Below are 9,323 nucleotides of genomic sequence, written 5' to 3'. Positions count from 1 at the left end.
ATCAGTTACAAGAAGATATAGCACAAGATACATTAAACTTTAAAGAATATACCGACCCGTTTACGGGTGAGCCGGTAAAGTAGGCAAATTAAAAGCCCCCGAGTAGGGGGCAGCCAGTGGTAATAGAGTGGTTGTCAAATCATTCAATGCCCTCTTTAGAGGGCCACCACTAGAGAAAGACCCTTATAGGGTCAGAGCAAACCACCCGTTCTACGGGTGGTGGTTATGATTAATATGAAAAACCTTTGTTTTTAATTATTCTTTCTATAATTGATGCTGATTTTAATAGTTCCTTTTTTATTTTTAGTACTTTTTCAGATGATGTTGTGAATGTTAAAAAGCTAACGCTAAGGGCTGCGACTATTTTTCCATCTTCTCGGATTGGTAGTGCTATACAGCATGCATGATTAGTAATTTCTTCGTTTTCATAAGTAAAGCTATTATTATTATGAATATCATTATATAGATCTATAGGAGATCTTATAGTTTGTGCTGTAAATGCTTTAAATGGATTAGGAAATAGTTCTTCTAGCTCATTTATACTTTTATCTAATAATAAAGCTTTACCGAGTGCTGTAGCATAAGCTGGTAATCTTTTACCGACAGAAGAGATTAATTGGATTGGATTGGTAGTAGAGATTTTTAGTAAATACATAATTTCATTACCAGTTAGAATGCCTAAATGACAAGTTTCATTACATTCTGTAGATAATCGTTTCATCTGTTCTTGTATTAGATCTAAACTAGTATTAGTTGATTCATACATACTACTAATAAATAAAATCTCTTTTCCCATAGTATAAAGTAATGTTTCTTCAGAAAATAAGAGATAATTTTTTTCACATAATGTTTTTAATATTGGCATTAATGTGCTTTTTGGACAATTTATTTTGCTTGATATTTGAGATAAACTAAGGCCAGACTGATTTTCAGCAACAGTTTCAATTACTTCTATAACTCGTAGCGTTGGATTATGTAATTTCATATTCATATTATTGAGTATTCCTTTTGATAAATGATCTGCTTTCTAATATTTATAATATCTTTTTTTTCTTAAAATTTGAATAGATAACATTATCTGAGTACAGAATAAAATTAAATAGTAGGGGGTCTATTAGACTAGATAGCATTTCAAATATAGTTAGTTTTGAAGTGTTATTTTTTTTATTCATAATTATCTGTTCGCATATACGAATAATATTGACATTTGCGAACAATAGAGATACTATGAGATTAATAAAGATGATAAATTCTTAATAAGTTATGTAAGTTTAATTATTTTAAGGAGACGTTAATATGAATGCAATTCATGTGAATAACTCTGATAATGTAGGAACAGCACTAACTACACTGAATAAAGGTGATAAAGCTTTAGGTGTAGTTATAAAAGAAAATGTTTCTAAAGGGCATAAATTTGCAACCGAAGATATTTTAAAAGGGCAGCCAATTATAAAATATGGTGCGCATATAGGCGTTGCAAATCGAAATATTAAATCTGGAGAATGGGTACATATTCACAATATAGATGGAGAAAGAGGTAGAGGTGATTTAGACTCAAAAACAAAAGAAATTAGCCAAAATGGGATTAGAGATCATGTAATACTAAATAATAAAAAAAATTATACTTTATCGGGATTTAGACGACCTGATGGTAGTTTTGGTTTAAGAAATCATGTTTTGATTATTCCAAGCGTACATTGTGCCAATAAAGTGGTTGAACGCATTGCAAATGAGATTAAATATGGTTCTGTTGCAATGAAACCTGATTCAAAAGTAGTTTTTTTTAATCATCAACATGGTTGTAGTGAATTAAGTTATGATGCGAGCCAAACTCAAGATGTATTAGTTGGTTCAGGTACAAATCCGAATGTTTATAGTGTATTAGTAGTCGGATTAGGTTGTGAAGTTGTTCAAGCTAAATCTATAGCAGAACAAATAAAAAAGTATACTCCTTATAAAAAGGTTGAATACTTTAATATACAAGAATGTGGTGGTGTTAATGAGAGTGTAAAAAAAGGTGTAACAATTGTAAAAAAAATGTTAGATGAAGCTTTGCTCGTGAAAAGGAGTGAAGGCTGTCTTGCAGATATTGTATTAGGCACAGAGTGTGGAGGTAGTGATAGTTTTTCCGGACTGAGTGCTAATCCAAGTTTAGGTGCTGCCTCCGATATCGTTGTTGGCCATGGTGGAAAGGTTGTCTTGGCAGAAACTACTGAATTAATTGGAGCTGAACATATATTAGCAGAACGAGCTATTAATGCTGAAGTAAAAAAACAAATTTTAGATACTATAAAAGGATTCGAACAAACTGTTATTGATTCACATGCGGATATTAGGGGCGCCAATCCTAGCCCAGGAAATATCGAAGGTGGATTAAGTAGTATAGAAGAAAAATCTCTAGGTTGTATTTATAAGGCTGGGAATACATCTGTAAATTCAGTAATTGACTATGCAAAACCAATTACTGCTACAGGCTTGACTTTCATGAATACACCGGGAAACGATATAGAACAATTAAGTGGTATGGCAGCTGGTGGTTGTAATATAGTCGTTTTTACTACAGGTAGAGGAACACCAACAGGAAGTCCAATAGTTCCGACAATAAAAGTATCTTCTAATACCGATACTTATATAAATATGAATGATTCAATTGACTTGGATGCCGGCGTTGTTGTTAGTGGACAAAAAACAATACAAGAAATGGGCGAAGAAATAATAGATTTTATTGTAGAGGTAGGAAATGGAAGAGAAACAAAAGCAGAAATAAATGAACAAAATGATTTTTCTATTTGGCGATTAGCAACTACAGTATAAATTTATTACATTAATTATCTTTAGGAGGTAAGTATCATGGATTTGCAATTAAAAGGTAAAGTTGTTTTAGTTACAGGTGGTGGCAGTGGTATTGGTAGTGGAATCTCTCTTAGTTTAGCTGCAGAGGGAGCAATACCTGTTATTTTAGCAAGATCTCCTTTGACAAATGAATTTATAACTGAGATGGAGAAGATTACAGATAAATATGATTTCATTCAAATTGATTTAAATGAAGCAGATAAGATTAAATCAATTGTTGACTCCGTAGCAGAAAAATATGGTGGTATTTATGCTGTAGTTAATAATGCTGGTGCCAATGACAATAAATCCATCGAAGATACGACTTGGCAAGACTTTGAAAAGAGTTTACATGGAAATCTGACACATTACTATGAATTAGTCCGTTGTGCTTTACCATATTTAAAAGAAGCAAAAGGTTGTGTTTTGAATATAGGCTCTAAAACAGCGTTGACTGGACAAGGTAAAACTAGTGCTTACGCTGCAGCAAAAGGTGCTATTTTAGGTTTGACACGTGAATGGGCTGCAGCCTTTTTACCTTATGGTGTTCGTAGTAATGCGATTGTTGTAAGTGAATGTTGGACACCATTATATGCAAACTGGATTAAGACTTTTGATAATCCAGAAGAAAGAAAAAAAGTTATTACTGATAAAATTCCATTTGAAAGACGTTTTACTACAATTGAAGAGATTGCAAATACTGCAGTTTTTGTAATTTCCTCCCTATCTTCACATACTACAGGTCAATGGATTTATGTTGATGGTGGTTATGTGCATTTGGATCGAGCATTGAGTTAAATGACTCGGCTACAGGAGGTGTATTATGGATACCGATAAAACTATAAAAGTAAGTGCTAGTAATATTAAATTAGCGTTTTGGTTAGTTACAATTTTATTCTTCATGTGGGGGGTTAGTTATGGATTAATTGATGTAATGAATAAAAACTTTCAAAATCAATTAGGCATTACAAAAGCAACTTCTGGTTTATTACAAGCTGCATATTTTGGAGGATACTTTGTAATAGCTACACCAGCTGCTTTAGTAGCAAGAAAATTTGGCTTTAAGGGTGGTATTATCATGGGGTTGGCACTCTATGCTATTGGGGCACTATTAATAATTCCGGCTAGTAATGCCCATAGTTTCCATATGTTCCTTGGCGCATTTTTCATTCTTGCTTGTGGACTAGGTAGCTTAGAAACAAATGCTAATCCTTATATCACAAAATTAGGTAGTGACAAGGATGCTGCATTCCGTATTAATATTGCACAGATTTTTAATGGTGTAGGTCAATTTTTAGGACCAATTATTGGTGGTGCATTATTTTTATCAGTTACTCATGGGGGTGATGTAGCTGATAATATGCGTAGCGTACAAATGGTATATGTTGGAATTGCAGCGATTATTATTATTATGTTATTACTTTTTGTTTTTAACAAATTACCAGAAGGTTCTGAGGTTTCTGGTTCTACAGAGTCATCAGTAGATAATGAAGTAAGTTATGCGAAACTTTTTAGTTACCGTCATTTTAGATTAGGTGCATTATCTCAATTTTTATACGTTGCCGCACAGGTTGGTGCAGGTGCCTTTTTCATTAATTATAGTGTAGATAAGTGGTCAGAAGTAACTGATTCTCAAGCAGCATTCTTCTTTAGTATCGCTTTAGTTGCATTTATGGTTGGTCGTGTTGTTACTACTCCTTTATTAAAGAAGTTTAGACCAGGTTGTATCTTAGGTATTTATTCTCTTATTAATGTATGCATTATGATATTACTAAATATCTTGACTGGTAGCGTTTCTGTATTCACGCTTATTGCATCTTTCTTCTTTATGTCAATTAGTTTTCCAACTATTTTTGCACTTTCTATTACAGACATACCAGATGCATTGGTTAAGACAGCCTCTAGTGTACTAATCATGACTATTGTTGGTGGTGCAATCATGCCATATTTTATGGGCTTAGTTGCAGATCTTCATAATATTGAAACTTCGTTTTTATTATTAATACCATGTTTCTTATTTGTTGCTTGGTATGGATTTTTTGGGAGTTGCCCAAAAGTAATGAAACGAGACTAAATTACTTTATTGGATAATTAAATGTTTATCCTATTCGACGGATAGTCACGTTAAAGGAGACACATGATGCTTGAAATTGTAGATAGTCATTTTCACATTTGGGATTTAAATATATTAAATCTTCCTTGGCTAAATTCTTGCGCAGGGATTATAAAACGAAGCTTTTCAATAGATGATATTGCAAAGGATTATGGGCAGTATGATTTCAATTTTAAAGGTGGTGTGTATGTAGAGGTAGATTGTGATAACGCAATTCAAGAAGATGATTATATCTTTAAATTGAAAAGCCCATATATTTTAGCTCGTGTAATGAGAGCTAGACATTTATGTGAGCATATGCGATTACCAATCGGTATTGTTGGTGTAAGAGAACCACTTCATATAGATAGCTCTCCTCGAGGGAGATGTTTAGAACGAAGTTTTATTCAAGGTTTGGAAGTACTAGCTAAACAAGATTTATTATTTGAAAGTTGTAATCGAGTAGATGAATTAGAAGACTTATATAATTCGATTAAGCAAGTCCCAGAGGCTAAAGTAGTAATTAATCATTGTGGTAATGTGAGCACATTAGATGAAAGTTATAAAAAGGCAATGACAAAATTAGCATCACTGCCTAATGTATACTGTAAGATTTCAGGCTTCCCTACGGATAATAAGTTATTTGTAAAAAATCTTTTAGACTTTATTTCTGGAACCTTTGATCACTCAAAACTAATGTATGCATCTAACTATCCTGTAGTTAATTTATATTCATCTTTTGAGGATCATTTAAATTGTGTGCGTGAGTATTTTAATGATGATCTAGATATCTTTAGTAAAAATGCTAAAAAATTATATAAAATTAATCGTCCACAACTTTTTGCATCGGTTATTAAACTACGTCCAGAAAAAGCAGAATATTATAAAAAGTTACATGCGAATCCATTCTCGAGTGTTAATAAAATGATTAGAGAATGTGGTATTACTAAATATAAGATTTGGAATCGTGATGACTTACTATTTTCTGTAATGGAATATTGTGGTGATGATTTTAAGTATGATATGGCAAAAATGGCACAAGATCCTGAAACAAATCGTTGGTGGAAAGAAACAGACCCATGCCAAAAACGTATTGATGGTGCATTAAAAAGTGAATGGTGGGCAGATATGGATTTAGTTTATGATTTAAATAAATAGAGGGGAGTATTATATATGAATAGCAAATATTTTTGTCCAATATTAACATCTTTTAATGATGATAGTACTATTAATTATGATGATATGCATTCATTGTATGATCATGTACTTGAAAATGGTATTGATGGAATTTTAGTAGGTGGAAGTGCAGGCGAATTTTATGCCTTAGATTATAATGAAGCTGAACAATTAATATCAGATGCAGTTCAATATATTAATCATCGCGGAATTGTAATAGCTGGTACAGGCCGTATGAATAGATTAGAAACTATAAATCTATCTAATTTTGCTCTAAAAAAAGGCGCTGATGCAGTTATTATTGTTGGACCATATTATAGTGCATGCAGCCAAGAGGATGTATACAATTATTTTGATGATATCTTAGGCCATATTTCTGGTAATGTTTATCTCTATAATTATCAAGATCGCACAGGATATGATATATCTGTTAATACTGTATTGCGATTATTGGAAAAACATAAAAATTTAATTGGTATTAAAGATACACATCCAGTTTCTCGTCATAGTCAGAAATATATTAATGAAATTTTAACTCTATATCCAAGCTTTGCAGTATATACTGGTTATGATACTAACTGTGTTCCTGTAGTTATCTCCGGTGGTGCCGGATGTATTGGTGCATTATCTAATGTATATCCTAAATTGTGTCATGATTTAGTTATTGCCTTGAATGAAGGTAATTTTAGTCAAATTGTAGAAATTCAGCGTAAGATTGACACATATGCTTTATTCTATGAAGCGTATACTCCGTTTAACCCACTTATGAAATGGGCTTTGAGTGAGATGGGATGCTCAATCAAAGAAAATTGTAGAGTTCCTATTTCAAAACTAACAGATTCTGTAAAATCTGATCTAGATATGGTTGCCAAAAGACTTTGGAGAAAATGATTCCTAGGAGATGATAATATGAGCAAACGTATAATTCTCAATGAAACTTCATATTTTGGAAAAGGTGCTATTAAAGAGATTATAAATGAACTTCAAGCACGACATTTTCAAAAGATTTTAGTCACGACTGATAAAGATCTTCTTGAATTCGGTGTTGCTACGAAGGTTACAGATTTGCTTCGTGATGCGGGCGTTAATTTCGAAATATATACAAATATTAAGCCAAACCCAACTATTGAAAATATTAAAAATGGTGTTGATGTATGTAAAAGATTCGGTGCTCAAGCTATTGTAGCTATTGGCGGAGGTAGTATCATTGATGCTAGTAAAGCTATTGGTATTATAATGACAAACTCAGAATTCTCTGATGTTAGAAGTCTAGAGGGTTTAGCTGAAACTAAAAATAAGTCACTACCTATTATTGCAGTTAGTACTACATCGGGTACGGCTGCTGAAGTTACTATTAACTACGTTATTACTGATGTTGAGAATAAGCGTAAATTTGTTTGTGTTGATCCACATGATATTCCTGTAGTTGCGATTGTTGATCCAGATATGTCTGCTTCTATGCCGAAAGGTCTTTGTGCATCAACAGGTATGGATGCCTTAGTTCATGCAATAGAAGGGTATATTACTAAAGGTGCATGGGAATTAACCGATATGCTACACATCAAAGCTATCGAATTAATTGCAAAGTCTTTACGTAAATCTGTAGCTGGTGATTATGACGCTAGGGAAGAAATGTCTTTGGCACAGTATATTGCAGGTATGGGGTTCTCTAATGTTGGATTAGGTATTGTGCATTCAATGGCTCATCCACTTAGTGCACTTTATGATGTTCCACATGGCAAAGCTTGCGCAATGATGTTGACTGCTGTATTAAAGTATAATGCTAGTGCTACCGGTAATAAGTATAAAGAAATTGCTAGAGCTTTTGGTGTTCAAAATCTAGAGCAAATGAGTAAAGCGGAAGCTGATAGTGCTGCTATTGCGGCAATTCAACAATTAGCTGATGATGTTAATATTCCTAAACATCTTAAGGATGTTGGTGTAAAAGAAGAAGATTTAGAATTTTTAGCTAAGTCAGCAATGGCGGATGCTTGTACACCAGGTAATCCAAAAGATCCAACACTAGAAGATATAATTAATATTTATAAGTCTATTATGTAGCATTTGTATTTTTTTAGTTGTCTGCACTCCTCCTCTCAAATTTAGTATTTCTAAATAAAATAGAGTGGTGAAATCCTATATTTAGGATCTCATCACTCTATTTTTTATTACATAGTGAAACAGCTAATATTAAGTATATTACATATCTATTGGCTTAGCATATTTTTTCCGATATGAATGTGGTGTTTCAGTGGTAGCCATTTTGAAAATTTTACAGAAATAACTAGTTCTGTTATAACCTAATGTTTTACTGATCTGATTAACTGTTAGTTGGGAATATACTAATAGTTTTTTTGCTTCTTGTATGCGTAATAGTGTTATATATTGCACTACTGAAAGTCCTGTATCATCTTTAAAAATCTTAGAGAAGTAGGACTCGCTTAAATGAATATGTTCCGAAATCCTCCTGAGCGACACGCGTTTGCTCAGGTTTTTTTCTATGTATAGCATGGCTTTTCGGATTTCTGGACGATTAATAGGGCGTTCCGATTCTACAAAGTCCGGTAATTGCTCATAGGGCATTTCTTCAGCTATGGCATCGTTAAATGGGAAGTAATGTTCTACCAAGATCCTCAACACCTTTGTAGCACTGTAAATTTGTTCCGCAGTCAAAACTGGTAAGGTCCGATATAAGGCGCGAAGTTTAGTGTCATCATGCCAATCGGTTTGGGTAGGCAAAATAGGTTTGATTGTTGTATCTTCTGTTTTTGTCTGGCCTGCCATGATGAAGCCTAAGATGGCGCCATCTTTCATGATGGGCACGGAGAAATCTATAAGGCCCATATGACAGCGGTACGGACAAGAGGATAGTTCTTTTGTGGCATCTAGTCCACCATATAGGTCGCATTGATTGCAGCGTTTGGCGTAGGCTGGATTGCGCCTTACGACCTTACAAAATGGAGAAAAGTTATATTCTTGAGATAACACTTTTCCACGATTATTAACAAAAATAGCAGCGATTTTTGTTATGTTTGTGAAATCACGCATGATTTCATTGATAAGCTTAGTATCTTCTTTCGTACAAATCATAGTGAAACCTCCAATCACAAATGTGTTAAGAGGTCTAGTAAGCACCCCGCTAAAATAGCTCTACTTGCTCTCTAGCTAAAGGGTCGTCTCTAAACCTGAGAAAAGAGAAAAGTGACATACCACCTAAAATTCA

8 protein-coding genes and 1 pseudogene are annotated in these 9,323 nt (G+C 33.4%); 7 read left to right on the top strand and 2 right to left on the bottom strand.

Annotated features, from left to right (window positions below):
* Positions 1 to 83 (top strand): annotated as a pseudogene (locus E7L28_RS09840) (IS200/IS605 family transposase); the annotation flags it as partial.
* A gap of 146 nt (positions 84 to 229) precedes the next feature.
* On the opposite strand, the gene E7L28_RS06515 reads toward E7L28_RS09840, so the two are convergent.
* Positions 230 to 991, bottom strand: a complete 762-nt coding sequence (locus E7L28_RS06515; protein WP_316603845.1) for an IclR family transcriptional regulator — start codon at positions 989 to 991, stop codon at positions 230 to 232.
* A 305-nt stretch (positions 992 to 1,296) separates the two neighbouring features.
* On the opposite strand from E7L28_RS06515, the gene E7L28_RS06510 reads away from it, so the two are divergent.
* The 6 genes from E7L28_RS06510 (at position 1,297) to fucO (ending at position 8,161) form a co-directional block, all read left to right on the top strand.
* Positions 1,297 to 2,814, top strand: coding sequence for a UxaA family hydrolase (locus tag E7L28_RS06510; protein WP_316603844.1), 1,518 nt, complete (start codon positions 1,297 to 1,299; stop codon positions 2,812 to 2,814).
* Positions 2,815 to 2,850: 36 nt separating this feature from the next.
* Positions 2,851 to 3,630 carry an SDR family oxidoreductase gene (locus E7L28_RS06505; RefSeq protein WP_270278957.1) on the top strand — a complete coding sequence of 260 codons (780 nt, stop codon included), beginning with the start codon at positions 2,851 to 2,853 and terminating at the stop codon, positions 3,628 to 3,630.
* Positions 3,631 to 3,655: 25 nt separating this feature from the next.
* Entirely contained in the window at positions 3,656 to 4,906 is a 1,251-nt protein-coding gene (fucP, locus tag E7L28_RS06500) for an L-fucose:H+ symporter permease (protein ID WP_316603843.1), read from the top strand.
* Between the two features lie 63 nt (positions 4,907 to 4,969).
* Positions 4,970 to 6,082 (top strand): L-rhamnose mutarotase, encoded by a 1,113-nt coding sequence (locus E7L28_RS06495; RefSeq protein WP_316603842.1) that lies wholly within the window; start codon positions 4,970 to 4,972, stop codon positions 6,080 to 6,082.
* A gap of 15 nt (positions 6,083 to 6,097) precedes the next feature.
* Entirely contained in the window at positions 6,098 to 6,991 is an 894-nt protein-coding gene (locus E7L28_RS06490; protein WP_316603841.1) for a dihydrodipicolinate synthase family protein, read from the top strand.
* Positions 6,992 to 7,009: 18 nt separating this feature from the next.
* Entirely contained in the window at positions 7,010 to 8,161 is a 1,152-nt protein-coding gene (fucO, locus tag E7L28_RS06485) for a lactaldehyde reductase (protein ID WP_316603840.1), read from the top strand.
* Positions 8,162 to 8,299: 138 nt separating this feature from the next.
* On the opposite strand, the gene E7L28_RS06480 is transcribed toward fucO, so the two are convergent.
* On the bottom strand, positions 8,300 to 9,190 hold the full coding sequence (locus E7L28_RS06480; protein WP_316603839.1) for a PocR ligand-binding domain-containing protein: 891 nt from the start codon (positions 9,188 to 9,190) through the stop codon (positions 8,300 to 8,302).
* Between the last annotated feature and the right edge of the window lie 133 nt (positions 9,191 to 9,323).

It is taken from the genome of Veillonella parvula (genome assembly GCF_032575955.1).
Lineage (GTDB): Bacteria > Bacillota > Negativicutes > Veillonellales > Veillonellaceae > Veillonella > Veillonella parvula_J.
Note: the sequence above shows the minus strand (reverse complement) of the source record. Positions and strands in the feature narration are given on the sequence as shown.

Coding starts and splice junctions, on each gene's coding strand:
- E7L28_RS06515 (WP_316603845.1), bottom strand. CDS start 991: ATGAATATGAAATTACATAATCCAACGCTACGAGTTATAGAAGTAATT.
- E7L28_RS06510 (WP_316603844.1), top strand. CDS start 1,297: ATGAATGCAATTCATGTGAATAACTCTGATAATGTAGGAACAGCACTA.
- E7L28_RS06505 (WP_270278957.1), top strand. CDS start 2,851: ATGGATTTGCAATTAAAAGGTAAAGTTGTTTTAGTTACAGGTGGTGGC.
- fucP (WP_316603843.1), top strand. CDS start 3,656: ATGGATACCGATAAAACTATAAAAGTAAGTGCTAGTAATATTAAATTA.
- E7L28_RS06495 (WP_316603842.1), top strand. CDS start 4,970: ATGATGCTTGAAATTGTAGATAGTCATTTTCACATTTGGGATTTAAAT.
- E7L28_RS06490 (WP_316603841.1), top strand. CDS start 6,098: ATGAATAGCAAATATTTTTGTCCAATATTAACATCTTTTAATGATGAT.
- fucO (WP_316603840.1), top strand. CDS start 7,010: ATGAGCAAACGTATAATTCTCAATGAAACTTCATATTTTGGAAAAGGT.
- E7L28_RS06480 (WP_316603839.1), bottom strand. CDS start 9,190: ATGATTTGTACGAAAGAAGATACTAAGCTTATCAATGAAATCATGCGT.